This window comes from Thermodesulfovibrio sp. TK500a (assembly GCF_055381765.1).
Genome location: NZ_AP041606.1, coordinates 124743 through 145340, shown reverse-complemented (window position 1 = coordinate 145340; position 20598 = coordinate 124743). Strand labels below are relative to the sequence as shown.

The 20598-nt window shown below is 37.8% G+C and carries 17 protein-coding genes, 5 tRNA genes and 1 pseudogene; 12 read left to right on the top strand and 11 right to left on the bottom strand.

Features of this window, described 5'->3' with window-relative positions:
• Positions 1–10: 10 nt before the first annotated feature.
• Positions 11–529, top strand: coding sequence for a hypothetical protein (locus tag ACZ430_RS00705; protein WP_297211050.1), 519 nt, complete (start codon positions 11–13; stop codon positions 527–529).
• Here the strand turns inward: ACZ430_RS00705 and moaC are convergent.
• From moaC to ACZ430_RS00690, 3 genes are read right to left on the bottom strand one after another with little or no spacing between them, the layout of a single operon-like run.
• Complete coding sequence (moaC, locus tag ACZ430_RS00700; RefSeq protein WP_297211053.1) at positions 526–1002, bottom strand: cyclic pyranopterin monophosphate synthase MoaC; 477 nt, start codon at positions 1000–1002, stop codon at positions 526–528. The two genes, ACZ430_RS00705 and moaC, sit on opposite strands and share 4 nt — an antisense overlap.
• Positions 999–1733 (bottom strand): SDR family oxidoreductase, encoded by a 735-nt coding sequence (locus tag ACZ430_RS00695; protein ID WP_297211056.1) that lies wholly within the window; start codon positions 1731–1733, stop codon positions 999–1001. The genes moaC and ACZ430_RS00695 overlap by 4 nt, the downstream gene beginning before the upstream one ends.
• Positions 1720–3243 (bottom strand): DHA2 family efflux MFS transporter permease subunit, encoded by a 1524-nt coding sequence (locus tag ACZ430_RS00690; RefSeq protein WP_297211059.1) that lies wholly within the window; start codon positions 3241–3243, stop codon positions 1720–1722. The genes ACZ430_RS00695 and ACZ430_RS00690 overlap by 14 nt, the downstream gene beginning before the upstream one ends.
• A 99-nt stretch (positions 3244–3342) precedes the next feature.
• On the opposite strand from ACZ430_RS00690, the gene ACZ430_RS00685 reads away from it, so the two are divergent.
• Positions 3343–3936 (top strand): tetratricopeptide repeat protein, encoded by a 594-nt coding sequence (locus ACZ430_RS00685; protein ID WP_297211062.1) that lies wholly within the window; start codon positions 3343–3345, stop codon positions 3934–3936.
• Here the strand turns inward: ACZ430_RS00685 and ACZ430_RS00680 are convergent.
• Positions 3933–5237, bottom strand: coding sequence for a UDP-glucose dehydrogenase family protein (locus ACZ430_RS00680; RefSeq protein ID WP_297211064.1), 1305 nt, complete (start codon positions 5235–5237; stop codon positions 3933–3935). The genes ACZ430_RS00685 and ACZ430_RS00680 overlap by 4 nt on opposite strands.
• 135 nt (positions 5238–5372) lie before the next feature.
• Between ACZ430_RS00680 and ACZ430_RS00675 the strand changes: the two genes are divergently transcribed.
• Together ACZ430_RS00675 and ACZ430_RS00670 are read left to right on the top strand one after the other, a co-directional pair.
• Positions 5373–5480, top strand: coding sequence for an RCKP-type rubredoxin-like domain-containing protein (locus ACZ430_RS00675; protein ID WP_339943217.1), 108 nt, complete (start codon positions 5373–5375; stop codon positions 5478–5480).
• Positions 5481–5498: 18 nt separating this feature from the next.
• Positions 5499–5687, top strand: a complete 189-nt coding sequence (locus tag ACZ430_RS00670) for a rubredoxin (protein WP_297211066.1) — start codon at positions 5499–5501, stop codon at positions 5685–5687.
• A 33-nt stretch (positions 5688–5720) separates the two neighbouring features.
• Here ACZ430_RS00670 and ACZ430_RS00665 read toward each other — a convergent pair.
• From ACZ430_RS00665 to ACZ430_RS00645, 5 genes are all read right to left on the bottom strand, one after another.
• Positions 5721–5795: transfer RNA gene (locus tag ACZ430_RS00665), tRNA-Glu, on the bottom strand.
• Between the two features lie 7 nt (positions 5796–5802).
• A tRNA-Lys gene (locus ACZ430_RS00660) sits at positions 5803–5875 on the bottom strand.
• 70 nt (positions 5876–5945) lie between these two features.
• A tRNA-Phe gene (locus ACZ430_RS00655) sits at positions 5946–6018 on the bottom strand.
• Between the two features lie 26 nt (positions 6019–6044).
• Positions 6045–6117 (bottom strand) — tRNA-Ala (locus ACZ430_RS00650).
• An 8-nt stretch (positions 6118–6125) separates the two neighbouring features.
• Positions 6126–6199, bottom strand: a tRNA-Ile gene (locus ACZ430_RS00645).
• Positions 6200–6386: 187 nt separating this feature from the next.
• Here ACZ430_RS00645 and ACZ430_RS00640 point away from each other — a divergent pair.
• The 5 genes from ACZ430_RS00640 (at position 6387) to ACZ430_RS00620 (ending at position 13291) form a co-directional block, all read left to right on the top strand.
• Positions 6387–7946: a thiamine pyrophosphate-dependent enzyme gene (locus ACZ430_RS00640; protein WP_464910608.1), complete on the top strand. Its 1560-nt coding sequence runs from the start codon at positions 6387–6389 to the stop codon at positions 7944–7946.
• A gap of 312 nt (positions 7947–8258) precedes the next feature.
• Complete coding sequence (locus ACZ430_RS00635; RefSeq protein WP_464910607.1) at positions 8259–10475, top strand: TonB-dependent receptor plug domain-containing protein; 2217 nt, start codon at positions 8259–8261, stop codon at positions 10473–10475.
• The gene (locus ACZ430_RS00630; protein ID WP_239639302.1) at positions 10445–11440 is read left to right on the top strand and encodes an ABC transporter substrate-binding protein; all 996 of its coding nucleotides are present in this window, start codon (positions 10445–10447) and stop codon (positions 11438–11440) included. Before ACZ430_RS00635 ends, ACZ430_RS00630 begins: the two co-directional genes overlap by 31 nt.
• Positions 11427–12428: a FecCD family ABC transporter permease gene (locus ACZ430_RS00625; protein WP_028842735.1), complete on the top strand. Its 1002-nt coding sequence runs from the start codon at positions 11427–11429 to the stop codon at positions 12426–12428. Before ACZ430_RS00630 ends, ACZ430_RS00625 begins: the two co-directional genes overlap by 14 nt.
• Positions 12429–12520: 92 nt before the next feature.
• Complete coding sequence (locus ACZ430_RS00620) at positions 12521–13291, top strand: ABC transporter ATP-binding protein (RefSeq protein ID WP_028842736.1); 771 nt, start codon at positions 12521–12523, stop codon at positions 13289–13291.
• A 5-nt stretch (positions 13292–13296) separates the two neighbouring features.
• On the opposite strand, the gene ACZ430_RS00615 is transcribed toward ACZ430_RS00620, so the two are convergent.
• A complete protein-coding gene (locus ACZ430_RS00615; protein ID WP_028842737.1) occupies positions 13297–13539 on the bottom strand; it encodes a type II toxin-antitoxin system HicA family toxin in 243 nt (80 codons plus the stop codon).
• The gene (locus ACZ430_RS00610) at positions 13532–13753 is read right to left on the bottom strand and encodes a type II toxin-antitoxin system HicB family antitoxin (RefSeq protein ID WP_012546765.1); all 222 of its coding nucleotides are present in this window, start codon (positions 13751–13753) and stop codon (positions 13532–13534) included. Before ACZ430_RS00610 ends, ACZ430_RS00615 begins: the two co-directional genes overlap by 8 nt.
• A 220-nt stretch (positions 13754–13973) precedes the next feature.
• Here ACZ430_RS00610 and cobN point away from each other — a divergent pair.
• From cobN to ACZ430_RS00595, 3 genes and pseudogenes are all read left to right on the top strand, one after another.
• Positions 13974–17761, top strand: a pseudogene (gene cobN / locus ACZ430_RS00605) (cobaltochelatase subunit CobN).
• The gene (locus ACZ430_RS00600; protein WP_464910606.1) at positions 17758–18768 is read left to right on the top strand and encodes an ATP-binding protein; all 1011 of its coding nucleotides are present in this window, start codon (positions 17758–17760) and stop codon (positions 18766–18768) included. The pseudogene cobN and the gene ACZ430_RS00600 overlap by 4 nt, the downstream one beginning before the upstream one ends.
• Entirely contained in the window at positions 18746–20596 is a 1851-nt protein-coding gene (locus ACZ430_RS00595) for a VWA domain-containing protein (RefSeq protein WP_464910605.1), read from the top strand. Before ACZ430_RS00600 ends, ACZ430_RS00595 begins: the two co-directional genes overlap by 23 nt.
• Positions 20597–20598 lie beyond the last annotated feature (2 nt).

Genomic DNA, 20598 nt, shown 5'->3' with positions numbered 1-20598 from the left:
TAATACGTTTATGAAACTGATTAGAAATCTAATTCTGATAGCCATTTTCACTCTACCCCTTAATGTTTGGTCAGAGGCAATGCTGAAGGAATGTAAAACAGAAGAGATTAATGGAAAATTTAATGTAATCCTATATTCAAATTCGTTTATCAATGACCCTGAAACCTTTATGGTGCTTGAAAAAATTGACAGCAAGTTTAAAATAATCCCTTACGCTCCTAAATTTAAATACAGAATTTTTGAAAATGTATCCTCTGAAGATGCTTTAAAGATAAGTAAAGAAGTTCTTTTAAATCCCACGGCCGTAAGTTCCATAAAGTGCTCTATCATAAAGAGCGATTCTGGCGATACATTAGGATATGAACTTAAGCCCATATACTTGCCTTGGATTTTTGGAATATTAGAACCCCTTGAGACCATCTATAAAAAAGATGGAAAAGATGGCGATGAAATTAAAATTTTTATCAGGCTTAATCCAATAGTAGAAAGGCAGATATATGGCGGTGGAACGTCAGACAGAGAGGATTAAGCCCTTCTCTTAAACTCTCCACTTTTGCCGCCTGATTTGTAAATAAGTTTAATTTCCTTTATTGTCATCTCTTTATCCACAGCTTTACACATATCGTATATTGTGAGAGCTGTCAAAGAAGTAGCAACCATTGCCTCCATCTCTACACCTGTCTGAGCAGAAGTTTTTACTTTGGTCGTTATCTTTACAGTTGTTCCTGTTTGCTCTGGCTCAATTTCTATCTCTACGTTTGTCAAGGGTAGGGGATGACAGAGGGGGATTAAGTGAGGTGTCATCTTCGCTGCCATTATTCCGGCAAGTCTGGCAACCTGAAATACATCTCCCTTTGCTATTTCTTTGTTTAATATCATCTTAAGTGTCTCAGGTTTCATCTCAATGTATCCTTCTACGATAGCTGTTCTCTCGGTTACAGCTTTTGATGTAACATCGACCATCTTTGCTCTACCTTTTTCATCGAAATGACTGAAGCTCATCTTTCCTGCTCCGTTGGTCTTATTAAAAGTTCGCTTACTGAAACATTTGCTGGTTGAGTAACCACATAATAAACTGCCTCTGCTATGTCTTCAGGTTTCAGCGCCTTCATCTGACTCCTCTGGGTAATCCACTCGTGAGGCATATTTTCACCCCATTCGGTTGTAACCACTCCTGGTTCAATCACGGATACTCGAATATTATATTTTAACAACTCTTTTCTTATTGATTCAGAAAAACCAACTACGCCCCATTTAGTGGCACAATAAACAGACCATCCTGGAATTCCAACTCTTCCTGCCACAGATGAAATATTAACAATATGACCGTTTTTTTGTGGAATCATTAATTTTACAGAAAGATTGGTTAAATGGATAAGACCTGTCAGATTTAAATCAATAACTTCTCTCCATTCAGCTGGTGAACCATTATGTATATAGTTAAAAATTCCTCTGCCCGCATTATTTACAAGAATATCGAGTGTATTAAAATTTTTTGAAAAAATTTCAAAAGCACTTTCAATATCTTTAGAGTTTGTAAGGTCAGCTTTTGCATAAATCACTTTTACGTCGTTTTCTCTCTCAAGTTTAACTGATAAATCTTTCAAGGTAGCCTCTGACCTTGCTATTAGCATTAGATTAGCCCCTTCTTGGGCGAATTTTTGGGCTACTGCAAGGCCAATACCCTTTGAAGCTCCTGTAATAATTGCAGTTTTACCTTTAATGGATTGCATCTTTAATTCCTCCTTTTTTATATATTGGTCTTTTAAAAAAGAAAATAGTAAGAAGCATTGAAAACATGGCTACGCTTAAAATCCAGAAGGCTTCATTAAAGGCAATAGAATTAGCCTGCCTGACAAGTTCTCTGTATAGGGCTGCCTCAGGAGAAAGTAAAGACCGTGTTGATAGATATTCGCTTAGTTTTTCAATCATATTTTGATAGGGTAGGTCATAAGGAGTTAAATTCTCTATAAGTCTGTATTGATGAAATTGCGCTCTCTGGCTTACAATGGTAGTTACAACTGCTGTTCCTACAGAACCACCGATATTTCTTATAACCGCGCTCAGAGGTGTGGCATCTTGCATCTTTTCTTTCGGAACAAAAGCAACAGTCATCACTGCAAGAGGGGTTATAACAAATGCCATACCTAAGGCTAAAACTGCTCTTGGATACACAAAACTCCAGAAATCAGCCTGAAGATTAAAAAGACTCATAAGATACGTAGAGTAGGCGCACATTACTATACCAAAGGCAAGAGGTATTTTGGGATTAATTCTATCTGATATTTTTCCGCTTATAGGAAAAGCGATTAGTTGCACTATACCTGCCGGACCAAGAACCAATCCTGCCAGATAGGCTGTATAACCCATCAGGTTTTGAAGATATATGGGTAGGAGAATTATGCTTCCGAAAAGATTAATAAAAGTAAAAAACATCACCAGATTGCCAAAAAGAAAGTTTTTATCTTTAAAAAGCCTCAGATTGACAACGGGATGTTCTGCTCTCTTTAATTCCCACCATACAAGAACTATTAAACTGATAAGGCTTATTATCGATAAAGTAACAATTAAATTAGAGTCAAACCAATCCTCTCTCTCTCCCTTGTCAAGAACAACTTGAAGACAACCAATGCCGAGAGAGAGAAAGATTATGCCCGGATAGTCTATTTTCAATCTCTCTCTTTTTAGATATGGAGGGTCTTCAATTACCAGATAGGTCATAAGGATTGAAATAATACCAATTGGAATGTTTATGTAATAAATCCATCGCCATGAGAAATTGTCAGAAATCCATCCGCCAATCATGGGTCCAAAAATTGGTGCTAATATTATACCCATTCCGTATATGGCCATTGCTTTTCCGTATTGATGTTTGGGAAAACTCTCTAACAATATACTTTGGCTTAGTGGTTGAAGTCCGCCGCCACCTATGCCCTGAAGGATTCTAAAAAATATTAACGTGTTTAAATCCCATGAAATACCACATAAAAGTGAGGCGAAAGTGAACAGCGAGATTGAAAAGATAAGATAGTTCTTTCTTCCAAAAACTCTACTTAACCATCCTGCCATTGGTATCACAACAGCATTGGCTACAAGATAGGAAGTTATAATCCATGTAGATTCATCAATACCTGCAGACATATCTCCCTGAATATGTCTTAATGCTACGTTGTTTATTGTAGTGTCAAGGATTTCAATAAAGGTTGGCAACATTACGGTAAGAACAATCCAGAATCTTTTCATCTGAATATTATAATTCAGATGGTAACTATAGTTGCTAATTTCGAGTTAGATTAAAAATTTCCAGTTGAAATAAAAACTCAAAACAAAATAAAATCTTATATGCCCCAGCAAGCAAATAAAAAATTAAGAATAATTAAAAGGCAGAAGCATGATATTGCAATAGCTAAGTATACTAAATTGATTGAGGATAATCCTCAGAATTATCAAGCCTACAAAGAAAGAGGTAATGCCTACTACAGAAAAAAACTTTATCACCTCGCCATAGCCGACTATACAAAAGCAATTGAACTAAAACCAGATTTCTTTCTTGCCTATAACAATCGAGGAATTGTCTACTCTGTATTAGGACTTTATGAGCTCGCCATTTCGGATTATAACAGGGCAATTGAATTAAAACCAAACAACGGTATGCCTTACAATAACAGGGGTTTTACCTATCTACTGATGGGTAAAATTGCAGAAGCAGAGAGAGACATAAAAAAATCTGTTGAACTTAATCCTAACAACATTTACGCTCTTAACAGCATGGCAGAGCTTTATGCTGCAAAAGGAATGCCAGAGGAAGCCTGTAAATGGCTAATAAAAGCCATAGAAAAGGGATATAACAACTGGAATTACCTTAAAAACTCTAAAACCTATGATGCAATCAGAAATCATCCCTGTTTTCAGGCAATTTTAGAGAAGAAAATCTAAGGTCTTCCAACGCTGTGATATTTAAACCCAAATTCTCTAACTTTTTCAGGCTCGTAAATATTTCTAAAATCGAAAAATAAATTACCCCTCATAATTTTCTTTATCTTCGCCAATTCAAGATTTCTAAACTGATTCCATTCAGTCACTATTATCAAAGCATCAACTCCTTCAGCAGCGCTGTAAGCATCAGAGCAGTAAGTAATATCAGGAAAAATCTTTCTTACATTATCCATTGCAACGGGGTCATAAGTTTTGATTAGAGCTTCCTTTTCAAGAAGAGTTTGAATAATAAAAAGGGAAGGGGCTTCTCTTATATCGTCAGTGTTGGGTTTGAAAGAAAGCCCAAGAATCCCTACTGTTTTGCCTTTCAGATTTCCCTCAAAGGCTTCCACTACTTTATCAGTCAATCTCTGCCTCTGTCTTTGATTTACATCAATAGCAGACCTTACAATTGAAAGATTGACCCCTCTTTCTTCGGCTATTTTAACAAGAGCCATTGTATCTTTAGGTAAACATGAACCACCGAAGCCTATTCCAGCATGTAGAAACTTAGGGCCGATTCTACCGTCAAGCCCCATTGCCTTTGCAACAGTTTTTACATTCGCACCAACTGCTTCACAGAGGGCTGAAATTTCATTGATGAAAGATATTTTTGTTGCCAGAAAACTGTTTGTAGCGTATTTTATCAACTCTGCAGTGGCTATATCTGTTATCACAAATGGAGTTTCAATTAAATATAGAGGTCTGTAGAGGTCTTTCATAATAGCTATGGCCTGTTGCCTTTCTGCTCCTATTACAACTCTATTTGGTCTCATAAAGTCCTCAACAGCAGAACCCTCTCTTAGAAATTCTGGATTTGAGACTATATCAAACTCAACAGGAACCCTTAGATTTTTTTTGATAATTTCCTTTATTTTAAAGCCTGTTCCTACTGGGACAGTGCTTTTTGTAACAATTACTTTATAGTTGTTCATATTTTGGGCTATATTCATGGCTACTTCTTCAACATAGGATAGGTCTGCAGAACCATCACCTCTTGGAGGTGTTCCTACGGCTATAAATATCACAAGGGACTGCTCTACTGCCTCTGCTATCTGAGTTGTAAATCTTAGCCTACCTTCTTTTGTATTTCTCTTAACAATGTCCTCAAGGCCTGGCTCATAAAAGGGAATTATTCCCTCTTTTAGTTTTTCAATTTTACTCTCGTCCTTGTCAACACAGGTTACAAAAACACCAAATTCGGCAAAACATGCTCCTGTAACAAGTCCTACATACCCCGTGCCTATAATTGCTATATGCATTTACCATTCCTCCTAAAATTATGACTTCAAATAAATATTATAGCTCATTCATTAAATTTCTGAACATTTGACTACTTTAATTTTTTTATTTAAAATAATTTTAAATTAAAAGTAGACCGTAAAGGAGGTGAAAGTATGGCAATTTTTAAATGTAGCAGCTGTGGAACTACAAAAGAGGGTAGATGTAAACCTAAAAAATGCCCCAAATGCGGTAAGACCGGCACAATGGAAAAGGTTCAGTAAGAAATAAGGAGTAAAAAAATGGAAAGCAACAAAGATGGAGAAAAAGAGAGATGTTACAGATGTACCCATTGCGGATATATCTATGAACCTAAAAAGGGATGCGAGAAAAACAAAGTAAAAGCTGATACTCCTTTTAACGAAACACCAGAGGATTACAGATGTCCAGTATGTAAAGCTAAAAAGTCTGGATTTTATCCTATAAAATAAAAAAGCCGTGGTATTTGCCACGGCTTTTTTTAACGTCCCCAAGGGGATTCGAACCCCTGTTACCGCCTTGAAAGGGCGATGTCCTAGGCCTGGCTAGACGATGGGGACATTTTTATGAGCCGCGTTGGATTCGAACCAACGACACCCGCCTTAAAAGGGCGGTGCTCTGCCTGCTGAGCTAGCGGCCCGTTAGGACATTTTGATAATTTAAAATTTCAAGTTAAATTTTGTCAAATATCTTAAAGAACAAGTTTTATATGGGCAGGGACGGAATTGAACCGCCGACACGGGGCTTTTCAGGCCCCTGCTCTACCGACTGAGCTACCTGCCCTATAAGGCAAATAGATTAAAGATAAATGGAGGTGAAGGGATTCGAACCCACGACCTCCTGCGTGCAAAGCAGGCGCTCTCCCAACTGAGCTACACCCCCATTTTTAATGGGCCTAGTTGGAATCGAACCAACCACCTCACCCTTATCAGGGGTGCGCTCTAACCTACTGAGCTATAGGCCCATCAACATTTAAAAATACCTGAAAAATGTGACTTTTGTCAATCCTCTTTTTATAGGTTAGTAACAATCGGCATTATAAAACTTTTCATGACCTTAACTGATACTGATTGGAACAATTTGAAGACAGATGTGGTATATTATTTGATATATATCGAACAACATACAAATAAAATAAAAAAGGAGAAGCTATGGAAAGCAGATTAATGCTTGGCACATCGGCAATTGCTCTCGGAGCGATAGAGGCTGGAATTTCTTATGCCACCTCCTATCCTGGAACACCAGCTACTCAAATTCTTGAATACATAGCTCAGAATTCAAACGTTAAGGCAGAATGGTCTGTAAATGAAAAAGTTGCCTACGAAGTTGCATACGGCGTTTCCCTTACGGGAAAAAGAGTACTATGTTCAATGAAACATGTGGGACTCAACGTAGCTTCAGACCCATTTATGACCTCCGCCTATTTGGGAGTAAAAGGAGGTTTTGTTCTGGCTATAGGAGATGACCCTAATGCTTATTCCTCACAGAATGAGCAAGATAGCCGTTATTATGCCTATTTTGCTAAAATCCCATGTTTTGAACCAGCAGATGCCCAAGAGGCAAAGGATATGACAAAGCTTGCCTTTGCAATATCAGAGGAATTAAAACTACCAGTTATGATAAGAAGTATCACAAGATTGCTTCATTGCTACAGTCCTGTTCCTCTTGGAAATAGAAGATTAGAAAATCAATTGAATCTCGAGAAAGACCCAGAACACATGATTGCTATTCCAAAACATGTATTAAAACTCCACAAAGAACTAAATGAAAAACAAAAGAAAATCAATCAACTTATTGAAAAATACGAATTAAATAAGGTTATTGCCGGCGAAGGCAAGAAAGGTATAATTGCCTGTGGCATCTCATTTTTATATGCCATGGAAGCACAAGAAAAACTGCCAATCTTAAAAATATCAGCCTATCCCATTAACGACTCAATTATTAAAGAATTTGTCAGCAATCTTGATGAGGTAATTGTTCTTGAAGAGGGTTATCCTCTTGTGGAACAAATGGTTAGAAATTATCATTCAAAAGTTAGAGGCAAAATTTCAGGTGATTTTCCTATGGAGGGTGAAATAGGAGTTGATGGTGTCATGAAGTTTCTAAATAAATGCAGTTCTCAGTGCAATACAGAGCTAAATAAATATCTCCTCCCAAGACCTCCTGTTTTGTGTCCTGGTTGTCCCCACAGAGAGTTTTATAAAGCTCTAAATGAGGCAAAGCCAAATTTTGTCTCTGGAGACATTGGTTGCTATACCCTCGGAGCTAATCCACCTCTTAAATCAATTGATACATGCCTTTGCATGGGAGCAAGCATTAGTAAAGCCTCTGGTATTGCCTCGCAAGGAGTAAGCCGAGTGGCTGCTGTTATAGGAGACTCAACTTTCATTCACAGTGGCATTCCCGCTTTAATAAATGCCGTTTACAATAAATCAAATATTTTGGTATGTATTCTTGATAACTCATCTGTAGCTATGACAGGACACCAACCAACGCCAGCCACTGGAGTTACAGCAAAAGGAGAAGAGACTAAAAGACTTGATCTTGTTGAGTTATGTAAGGCTTGTGGAGCAGATTCTGTTGAGGTAGTCGACCCATATGATAAAAAGTCGACTTTTGAGGCAATTCAAGAAGGATTATCCAATCCTGGCACTAATGTGATAATAGCAAAACGTGCCTGTGTTTTAGTAGCCAAAAAATCAAAAAAATAAGGCATTATCATATACTTGACAAAAATAATATTCATCTGATTTAATATCTTAAACCCACGAAGGGTAGAAATGGTCATGAAGGCCGTGGAGGGGAAGAATCCCTGCCACGGCTTTTTTTATTAATCGGACTCACGAAGAGTCTCAAACCTCTCAGAAGGGAGTGATAATTGTCACCCTGAAGGACTTAGCTCCGAAGGGTCTCTTCCGAAGTTTAATAAATGGAGGAGATTCCTCGCCTTCGGGCTCGGAATGACAAAAAAATTCAGAATAACAGGATGAAATTCATGACAACTGAATTATGGAGGGGTTGAGATGATTTATTTAATGTTATTTTTGTTATTTTTTGTTCTATATCTTTTCAGTCCTGCTTGGGCAGAACAAAAGGAGGATTCAAAACTTGAAGAGATTGTGGTTACTGCAACAAGAACGGAAACTCCTGTTGAGTCAGCACCTGCGAGCGTGAGTGTTATTACAAAAGAAAAAATTGAACTCAAATCACCTAAAACCATTGACCAGGCACTTAATGACTTGCCAGGAGTCTTTGTGAGGCGAGGTAAGGGATTGATGGATACACTCTCATCTATTACTCTAAGGGGCGTGCCTGATCAAAAAAGGACACTTATTTTAATGGATGGAATAGTATTAAATAATCCCTATTCAGGAAATGTAAAAGTTGGCGGAACTTTCCCAGAAGACCTTGAGAGAGTTGAAGTTGTAAGGGGGCCCTTTTCATCTCTTTATGGTGGTTATGCAATGGGTGGAGTAGTGAACTTTATTACGAAGATGCCTGAAAAAAGAGAGTTCACTTTTAAAACAGGCTATGGCTCAAGCTGGAACAGAGGCGAGGCAATGGATGACTTACGGAGAACTTATACATCCTATGGAGACAAACTCTGGGATAAACTAAGCATCTTCTTAAGCTACGGCTGGCAGGGAACTAATGGTTATCCAAATGATTTGAATATAAGACCATCAAAGCCTTCAGGCACATATACTGGGGGAGAATATGTTACTTATTATAGGTCCACCTATGGAGTAAGTACTGGCTACCTTGTGGGTGATAAAGGAGACAATCGCTGGTGGGATGATGGAATAACATTTAAAGCACAGTATGAGTTTACAAAAGATACAAAAATAAATCTTTCATTCATGAGAAATCGTTATGAATATAATTATGATAACCCACATACTTACTTAAAAGATGCCTCTGGAAACCCTTATTATTTAGGCACAAGTGAGTATACTTTTCTCAATGGTGCAGGTGGTAGAACCCAGAATACCTATGCCTTAGGGTTTGAGACAAATCTTTACAAAGACATGAAAATGAAACTTAATCTTTCATATCTTGATATAGAAAAAGACTGGTATGTAACTCCTTATACTTCTGCTAAAATCTGGGGATGTACAACTCCGGGTTTAACATGTGGCTATGTAACAAATACACCTGCAGAGTCATATATGGGAGATATACAATTTACGATTCCGATTTTTAATAACCAGATTCTAACATTTGGTGGCTCCTTTAAGCACGATTATGCAAAGACAAAAGATGAATATCTTAGTAACTGGAAAGATGAGGATTCAAAGACAGGAGTTCTAAGAAGTGAATCAAAAGGTAAAGGCAGAATTTACTCTGTTTTTATTCAGGATGAAATAATGTTTCTTAACAATTTAACAGTCTATGTAGGTTTTAGAGAGGACTGGTGGAAGACCTATGAAGGATATGCTTATGATACAACCCAGACTCCAACAAAAATAGAATCCTATCCTTCAAAATCCAAGTCTTCTTTCAGCCCAAAGCTTGCAATAGTTTATAAGCCTTTTGACACGACGACTCTTCGTGGTTCTATTGGAAAAGCTTTCAGACCACCCACAGTTTATGAACTTTATAGACCATGGAGATCTTCTACAGGAACCATATATCTTCCCAATCCTTATTTAGATCCTGAAACTGCTGTGTCATGGGACTTGGGGATTGAGCAAAAGTTATGGAAAGATGCAAAAGCTTCATTAACCTATTTTGAAAACCATATGAATGATTTAATATACAGAAAATCTACAGGCACAAACAGGGACTACATCAATGTTGGAAAAGCAGAATCCAGAGGAGTTGAGTTTGAAATTGAGCAGAGATTAGAAAAATGGTTGAGGCTTTTTTCTAATTTTACTTATACAGATTCTGAAATCAAAGAAAATACAGCAGAACCTCTTTCTGTGGGGAAAAGGCTTACTTATAATCCTCTCTGGAAAGCAAATATTGGTGCAGAAATTGAAAAATCAGGTTTTTCAGCCTATATAGTAGGAAGATATGTTGGTAAAATGTATGCTGATGATAGGAACAGAGATTATGCAAACAATGTCTATGGTTCCTACGATCCTTATTTTGTTGTAGATGGCAAAATTGGCTATCAATTTACAAAGTTTGCAAAGCTCAGTTTTTCAGTTGATAACATCTTTGACAGAAAATACTATCAATACTACAAAGCACCGGGTAGGTCATGGTTTACAGAGCTTACATTAAAGTTTTAATAATTTTAATCACTTTAGTGATGGTAGGGGGAGCCTCTGCCTCTACCATCACTATAACTGACAAACTTGGAAGAAAAGTGTCTCTCAATGTGCCTGTTAAAAGAGCTGTTGTTGTTATCTCATACGAGTTAATACCTGCATTAAATTTATGGAGTCAGGTTTCAGGAGTTTCTCGCTGGGCAGAGGAAAACTGTGGACTTTACAAGGCAATCGTGACTGATAATAAAAATTTAAGAAAACCATTGGTAGGCACAGGAAGCGATGTTAATGTAGAAGCTGTAATGAAGCTAAATCCTGATTTAGTAATTACTTGGACATACAACCCAGATACGATAAAATTCCTTGAAGAAAAGGGAATAAAAGTAATCGGAATGTATCCTGAAAGTCTCGCTGAGCTATACAAAGACATGAGAATGCATGGAATTATTTTCGGAAAAGAAAAAAGAGTGGAAGAAGTAATCAGGGAGATGGAGAAAATATTTAAGCTCATCAGTGAGAAAGTTAGTAAAATACCTCCACAAAAAAGAAAAAAGGTTATTCATCTTGGAGGAGCACCAACAAGAGTCTCGGGAGCATTGGGTGTTACTAATGATATAATAAAAATCGCTGGAGGGGTAAACCCAGCGGAGACCTTTATTCAAAGACACATTGATGTTTCTTTGGAGAAAATAGTTCAATGGAATCCAGACCTTATTTTTATCTGGGGTTCTGCTGGATATGATGAGTCTTGGTTATACAATAACAGTCAATGGAGGTTTATCAAGGCTGTGCAGAACAGGCAAGTATATAAGCTTCCAAAGTGGTCTACATGGTCACCCCGTCTTGCACCAATTGCTCTTTATATGGCAATGAAGATTTATCCTGAAGTATTTAGGGATATTAATTTTGAAAAGGTAATAGATGATTTTTATAAAAAAGTATTCGGAATATCTTATTATAAAGTGAGACAGTATGAAGGGTTTTAGGAGTATATTAATTTTTATCTCGCCGGTATTTATCGCATGGGCATCTCTTTTTCTTGGTGCATATGGAGTAACACCCACTATGGTGATAAAAATACTCTTGAACGAAACTCTTCACATCTTTGATATCGGAGATATACCTGAGAAAGCGATAATCATTGACATAAGGCTTCCAAGAGTTATTCTTGCAGGACTTGTTGGTGCAGCATTGTCTTCGGCTGGAGTTACGCTTCAGGGAATTTTCCGAAACCCTCTTGTTGACCCATTCATACTTGGTATTTCAGCAGGTGCAGCATTCGGATGTGCTATAACAATAGGTTTTTTGAGCTTTTTACCCCTTCAGATTACAGCTTTTGTTTTTGCTACAGTTGCTGTAATGGTTGCCTATGGTGTTGCAAGAACTCAGGGAGAAGTCTCCCGTCTTCCCTTGATTTTATCAGGAGTGATTGTATCTGCCTTTTTCACAGCAATGGTTTCAATAGTAAAGTTTCTTGTTGACCCCCACAAACTTCAAAGCATTGTTTACTGGCTCATGGGAAGCTTTAGCCTTGCAGACTGGAGAGCAGTAAAAATAGCTGGAGCTGGAGTTTTAGCTGGAGTTGTACCCATTTTTCTTATGCGATGGAGGCTTAATGTAATGAGCATGGGAGAGGAGGAAGCAAAGGCATTGGGGGTGAATATAAGACGGGAGAGATTGCTTTTCATAGGCTTTTCAACTTTTGCGGTAGCAGTGGCTACCTCCCTTTGTGGAATAATTGGATGGGTGGGGCTTATGGTTCCCCATCTTGTAAGGATGCTTACAGGACCGGACCATAAAAGCCTTGTTCCTTTAAGTATTGCAGCAGGAGCAGCCTTTATGATTGCTGCAGATACGGTTTCAAGGACACTTACAACTTTTGATATACCCGTAGGAATAATCACCGCACTTACAGGTGCACCCTTTTTTATATATCTCATGAAGCGTGGCGGTAAAGAGGCATGGGGGAAGTAGATATTTTCTTCTATCACTCGGAGCGAGGGAGGAGATTCCTCGCTTTGCTCGGAATGACAGAAAAAGGGAAGAGGGTATAAAAGGAATAAATTATGGTTAGTGTAAGAAATATATATTTTAGGCATAAAGATAAAAAAGACGATGTTCTTAAAGGTATTAGCTTTAATGCGGAAAGGGGCTCTATTACCACAATTCTCGGACCTAATGGTTCAGGGAAAACAACGCTTTTTAAATGTATTGCGGGGTTATGGAAATATTATAAGGGAGAGATTTATTTTGATGGAAACCCGATTGATAAACTCTCATTCAGAAAAAGAGCAAAAGTATTTTCCATGGTTCCACAGGAACACGAACCTCCATTTCCATACTCAGTATTTGATGTTGTATTAATGGGAAGGGCAAGCTATGTGGGAGTTTTTTCATCTCCTGGAAAGAGGGATTATGAAAAAGTTAAAGAGGCTTTGACAATAGTTGGAATTGAACATTTGCAGGATATCCCCTATACAAAAATTAGTGGTGGAGAGCGTCAACTCACTTTGATTGCAAGAGCCCTTGCACAGGATACACCTGTGATGTTACTTGATGAACCAACAAGTCACCTTGATTTTAGAAATCAGATAAATGTGCTTAAGAAGATTAAAGAGATTGCGAAAAATCGGGCTTTAGTAGTTGTAATGACACTTCATGACCCAAATCTTGCAGGGCTTTTTTCTGATAAGGTGGTGGTTATAAATTCTGGAACAAAGATAGCAGAAGGTAACCCCGATGAGATTATTTCAGAGGAGCTCATACGAAAGGTCTATGATATAGAAGTAATAAAAAGCAACATTAATGGACAGAGCATAGTATGCCCATTGCTTTAGGAGGGTTAACTTTTGAAGTTATTGAATAAGATAAGGAATTCTTCAAGTGACATTTCTAAATCTTCTCTTATTATTTTTCTTAAAAGTCCTTTAGGTAAAGTTTCACTGCCATGCAAAGGCACTGTGGTGGCTTTACCTTCCTCATTTTTTAGCCTTACATGTGAACCTTTTATACGAATAACCTTAAATCCAATTGATTCAAGAAATTTTATTAAATCTTTGCCTGTAATAGCTGGAAGTTTATGCATTAACAGGTATTTCTATGGTTTCTGTGCCTATGTATCTTTTAAGGTCTTCTTCTTTTGCCTCTTCCAAACAAAGCTCTATAGCTTCTCTTATGTTTTTAAGCGCTTCATCAATTGTTTTTCCGTAAGAATGACAACCTTTAAACAAAGGACAGCTTACTATAAAAAAACCATCTTCATCTGTTTCAATGATTACAGGGAAAGAATATTTCTTCATCAAAACACCTCCCTTTTTGAAAATATTATAACGAAATTAAGCCATTTTTCAAAATATTCAATGGAGGTAACAGATGCTTAAAATTTTAGCAGTTATATGGCAGAGTTATTACAATATTGTACTTCAGGTATCAAAAAATATAAAAGATTTATCTCTGAAAGTATACTCAGCAAGAGTTCTGGATGCTGAACCTGAAAGGCTTGAAGAAGTTTTCAAAGATATGGAAGAGGCTGAGATTATCTTTCTTTATCGCTCAAATGAGGCAGTATGGGAAGAGATTGAGAAAAGAATAAAGAGCGAACAGACAAAGGCAAAAGTTGTCTGTCTCGGACATGACCCATCATACTGGATGCTCTCAAATGTAGAGCCTGAACTTCTGAGTAAGGCATACAGCTATCTTGTTATAAATGGTGAAAAAAATGTTACCAACATGTTTAGATTTATTGTAAATAAGTTGTTAGATAATGATATTTCCTACGAAGAGCCTGAACAAATTTCCTGGGAAGGACTTTATCATCCTGATGCAGATAGAATTTTTACTAATGTTGATGAATACTTAGAATGGTATGGAAGTAGGAGATTCCTCGGCACTAAAGTGTCTCGGAATGACATTCTTTCGTCTTATCCTAAGGGTCAAGATGCTGACTCACTACTAACTGAGAGACCTACAATTGGCATTCTCTTTTCCAGACATTACTGGATAAATGGAAACACAGAGGTTGAAGATTTATTGATTAAAGAGCTTGAGGAAAGGGGATTCAATGTAATTGCTGCATTTGCTTACTCTGTAAAAGATAATGCTCTTGGCACAAAGGGAAGCGGAGAAGTTGTGCTTGAGTGGTTTATTGACAGAAAAGGAAAACCAAGAATAGATGGATTTATTAAGTTAATCTCATTCTTTCTTGGAACAAGCAGAGAGAAAAGAATGGACAACACCGATGTAGCCTCTGACGGAGTTGAGATACTCAAGAGGCTTAATGTGCCTGTTTTTTGTCCTGTAAGTTCCTATTACAAAACTATTGATGAGTGGGAAAAAGAGGAACTCAATCTTGACATAGGCTGGAGTATTGCTTTGCCAGAGTTTGAGGGAGTTATTGAGCCAGTAATAGTATCAGCACAGGTTGAAGGAGAAGAGTCTGAAAGAAGAAAAATGCCTATTAGGGAAAGAGTAAACAAATTTGTTGATAGAATCTGCCGATGGATTGAACTTAAAAGAACCCCGGTTAATGAAAGAAAGGTTGCTTTCGTCCTCCATAACAATCCCTGTGCTTCTGTGGAGGCAACAGTTGGCTCTGCAGCCCATCTTGACAGCCTTGAAAGCGTTGCTGAAATTATGAAGAAAATGAAAGAGGTTGGATACATTGTAGACCCTCCTGAAAGTGGCAAAGCACTGATTGATGAGATAATGAACAAAAAGGCAATATCAGAGTTCAGATGGACAACAGTGGAAGAAATCGTTGAAAAAGGTGGTGCCATAGCTTTTATTGATAAAGAAAAATACATGGAGTGGTTTAACGAAATTCCTGAAAAAACCCGTTTACGTATGATTGATTCATGGGGTGAACCTCCTGGGGAGCATAAAAACGGAATACCTCCTGCAATGGTTTATAATGGCAAGATTGTGATAACTGGATTAAGATTCGGAAATGTGCTCATAATGGTTCAGCCAAAACGCGGTTGTGCAGGAGCAAGATGTGATGGTCAAGTATGTAGAATTCTCCATGACCCTGACACTCCTCCACCACATCAGTATGTTGCAACATATAAGTGGCTAAGTCGTGAGTTTAAAGCCCATGCAGTTGTGCATGTAGGAACACATGGAAACTTAGAATTTTTGCCGGGGAAAGGTGTTGGTTTAAGTTCAGCCTGCTTTCCTGATATTACCATAGATACCATGCCTCATCTTTATATTTACAATGCTGATAATCCTCCAGAAGGCACTATTGCAAAGAGGCGTAGTTATGCAGTGCTTGTTAATCACATGCAGACAGTGCTTACTGAAGGGGGGCTTTATGATGAGTTAATGGAGCTTGACAGGCTTCTTGGTGAATATGAGGAGGCGAAAAGAAAAGAGCCTGCAAGACTTCATACGCTTGAGCATATGATAATCCATGCAATAGCTAAAGCAAAGCTTGACAAGGAGATAAAAATCCTCTGGCATGGTAAAAAAGTGTGTCTTTCTGAGCTAAGTCATGAGGAGCTACATCAGATTCCCTTTGAAAAAATAGTTGAAGAAACCCACATAAAGCTTTCTCTAATAAGAAACTCCCAGATTCAGGATGGGATGCATATATTTGGAAAACTGCCTGAAGGTGACAGAAGAGTAGATTTTATATACTCAATAATGCGATATGATGCTGGACAGGAGCTTTCCCTTAGAAAGGAGATAGCAAAACTGCTTGGATATGATTGGGAAGAAATTTTGGCAAATTCTCAAAAAATTGACCCTCTCACTGGTAAAGCCTTTGGAGCCATTTCTGAAGAGATAGATAAAATCGGCAAAGAACTTGTAAAGAAAGTATTAATGGAGGTCTCAGTATGAAAATTCTGGACAGAATAAACTGGCAGGACCCAAAATGGAAAGCAATAAAAGAAAAGATTCTTGAGCTTAACAGAAAGATTGAAGAATCAAAAGAAATTGATTCACTTCTTAGCGGTTTTTATGGTAGTTACATTCCCCCAGGTCCATCAGGACTTATAACAAGAGGAAGAGATGATGTTTTGCCTACAGGAAGGAATTTTTACAGTCTTGACCCCTATAGAGTTCCCACACGAACTGCCTTTGAGATAGGCAAAAGGCTTGCTCAGAAGCTGATTGAAAAGCATCTTTCTGAAGAGGGTAGATACCCTGAAAATGTGGCGGTATACTGGCAATGCACGGACATAATGTGGGCAGATGGAGAGGGAATGGGTCAGATTATGTATCTTCTTGGTGTAAAACCCAAATGGCTTTCAAATGGAAGGGTGAAGGGCTTTGAAATAATTCCACTTAGTGAACTTGGAAGACCCAGAATTGATGTTACAATAAGGGTTTCTGGTATTACAAGAGATAATTTTCCTATGTGTATTGAGCTTATTGATGAAGCAGTGCAGCAAGTTGCAACCCTTGATGAGCCAGAAGAGATGAACTTTGTGCGAAAACATACCTTAGAGCAAATGGCTCAGAACGGTGTGGATATGCGGGCTGCCACATTGAGAATATTTTGCTCTATGCCTGGAACATATCAGGCTGGAACTCAGCTTGCAGTTTATGCTTCTGCTTGGAAGGAAGAAAAAGACCTTGCAGAGGTTTTTCTTTACTGGAACGGTTATGCTTACGGAAAAGGCATATGGGGCGAAAGCAAACATAAAGAATTTGCAGATATTCTTAAAAGTGTTGACATTACTTATAACAAAGTTGTCTCCGATGAATACGACCTTTTTGGATGTTGCTGCTATTTTGGCACACACGGAGGAATGACTGCTGCTGCAAGGCATTTAAGCGGTAAAGAGGTAAAAACCTATTACGGAGATACAAGAAATCCAGATAATGTAGAGGTAAGGGACCTTGCTGACGAAATAAGAAGAGTTGTAAGAACAAAGCTTTTAAATCCAAAATGGATTGAGGGGATGAAAAGACATGGATACAAAGGTGCTGGAGATATCTCAAAAAGAATCGGTAGAGTCTACGGATGGGAGGCAACAACAAAAGAGGTTGATGACTGGATTTTTGATGACATAGCAAGAACATTCATGATGAATGAGGAAAACAGAAAATTCTTTGAAGAGCATAATCCATGGGCAATGGAGGAGATTGCCCGTAGACTTATTGAGGCAATGGAAAGAGGACTGTGGACACCTGCAGAGGATGTAAAAGAAGCATTGAAAGCAATTTATCTTGAGATTGAAGGCTGGATTGAGGAGAAAATAGGTGAGACAAAGGGAAATTTTCAAGGAGGAAGTATTGATATAGTAACAGCAGAGGAAGTTCAGTTCTGGAGAGACAAGATGAAGGAGGTAATTAAATGATATTCCCTTTTACTGCTATTGTTGACCAAGAGGAGATGAAGCTTGCTCTTATTTTGAATGTTATTGACCCAAGTATTGGCGGTGTTTTAATAATGGGCGAGAAAGGCACAGCTAAATCAACAACTGTGCGTGCTTTGGCTGATTTACTTCCTGAGATAGAGGTTATTAAAGGATGTAGATTCTGTTGCTCACCTCAAGGACCTTTTTGTAGTGATTGTTTGGATAAGATTGAAAAAAATCAAGCCTTAGAGAATGAAAAGAAAAAAATGCGGGTTGTGGAGCTTCCTCTGGGTGTTACAGAAGACAGAGTTGTAGGCAGCCTTGATATTGAACATGCCATAAAAAGAGGTGAGAAACGCTTTGAGCCAGGAATTCTTGCTGATGCAAACAGAAATTTTCTCTATGTTGATGAGGTAAATTTGCTTGAAGACCATATTGTTGACCTTTTACTTGACTCTGCTGCTATGGGAATTAATACAGTTGAAAGAGAAGGTGTTTCTTTTGTTCATCCTGCAAGATTCATTCTTGTAGGCACTATGAATCCTGAGGAAGGAGAGCTGAGACCTCAGCTTCTTGACAGATTTGGTCTCTGTGTTCAGGTTAATTCAATAAGGGATAAAGCACTAAGGGTTGAAATTTTAAAAAGAAAGGCAGAGTTTGATGACGACCCTGAGGGTTTCCATAAAAAGTGGCAGAATGCTCAGGAAGAGATTGCCGAAAAGATAATCAATGCAAAAGAAAGACTTAAAGATATAGCAATTACTGAAGAATCAGTTTCAGCGGTTGTGGATATCACAGCAGAGCTAAACCTTGATGGTCACAGGGCAGACTTAGTCATGCTTAAGACTGCAAGAGCTTTTGCTGCATTCAGTGGAAGAGCTGAAATAACCCAGGAAGATATAAAAAAGATTGCTCCGCTTGCTCTGAGACACAGACTTAAAAGGCTTCCCTTTGAGGATATCTCGCAAGAGGCAGAGAAACTTCATGCAATCCTTGAAAGAATATAAAATAAACTTTTTCAACTTCGTAAATCAGGAAAATGCCAAACTTGCTCTATTGCTTAATTTAATTGAGCCAAGGTGTGGAGATGTTTTACTGGCTGGAAAAAGAGGCACAGGGAAATCAACTCTTCTTAGAGCATTTTGCGATATTTTAAAACAGTTAAAAATTCCTTCTGTTCAACTTCCAATAAATGCAACTGAAGAGGCGGTTTTGGGCGGGATTGATATTGAAGAAACCATAAAAACTGGGAAAAGAGTTTTTCAGAGAGGACTTCTTTCAAGGGCAAACAGAGGTTTTCTTGTGATTGAAGATATTAATCTTTTTCCCCAGGATATTCTCTCAATTGTTTTTGAAGTTCAGGCAAGAGAAGAAAATATCATTGAAAGAGAAGGAATTACCTTGAGAGAGCCTGTTCAGTTTCAGATTCTCGCAACCATGAATCCTGAAGAGGCTGATTTTTCATCTCACTTTCTTGACAGATTCGGCATTTGCGTGATTATGGATGAAGTAAGGGATAAAGATAAAAAAGTCGAAATATTGAAGTTAAATGCTTTAGATGAATGCCATTTTACAGAGCAATATCAATTATTTAAAAAAATATTAAAATACAAAGATTTTATAAAAAAAGTTAAAGTTTCAGATGAGATAAAAGAATTTATTGCAGACTTGATTTTAAAGGAAGCTGTTTCGGGGCATAGAGGAGATATTTATCTTTACTATGCCTCTAAAGCCTTTGCTGCATACAGGGAAGAGGAGACTGTTACTGAGGAGCATGTTCAAGCAGTAGCACCTCTTGTTTTAAATCACAGAAGAAGAACTATTGAACCAGAGCCTGAAGAAAAGAAACACGAACAAGAACATGAAACCGACAGTTCAAATAATTCAGAAAACAGACAAGAGCAAAAAGACAGAGAGCAAAAAACTCCTCTTTCCCAAAGCCAAGAATCCCATGATGGTAAATCTCAGAGTATTCCTTCTTCTGAAAAAGAAGAAGTTTTTCCCATTGGTGAAAAATTTAAAGTAAAGAGATTTATTTTCAAGAAAGATAGAATAGTAAGGCAAACAACAGGAAGAAGAACCAAGACTAAAACAAAGGGTAGGGGAGGTAGATATGTAAGAAGTCTTATGCAAAAAAGACCAGATATTGCAATTGATGCAACTCTGAGAGCCGCAGCACCTTTTCAAAAACTTAGAGCAATGAAGGATAATGTAGTAATTTTTGATGATGACCTTAGATACAAAGAAAAAGAGAGAAGAATGAGTCATAATGTAATTTTTGTTGTTGATGGTTCAGGTTCTATGGGTGTAGAGCAGAGAATGAAGGCAACAAAAGGAGCAGTGCTTTCGTTGCTTATAGATTGCTACCAGAAGAGAGACAAAGTTGCTATGATTGTATTCAGAAAAGACAGGGCAGAGATAGTTCTTCCTCCGACCTCCTCTGTGGAACTCGCTCAGAGAAGACTGAAGGAAATTCCAACAGGAGGTAAAACTCCACTGGGAGCAGGCATTCTTGAAGCCTATAAATTAATAAAAAAAATCAGGTTAAAGGAATTAGAAAGTCGATTTATCGTAATAATTATTACTGATGGCAGAGGTAATGTATCTATTTCAAATAACCCTCCTTTAAAAGAGTTAGAAAGTGTATGTTTTCTGCTTAGAGGTTTTCCCCATGTTGATTTTATTGTTATTGACACTGAGAATAAGAAAGGCTTCTTGAAAATGGATATGGCATTAAAAATTGCTCATCTACTCGAAGCTCGATATGCTACCTTAGAAAATATCAAAGCAGAAGACCTTACAGAAATTGTTAGAGAAGTCCATCAAACAGCATAATC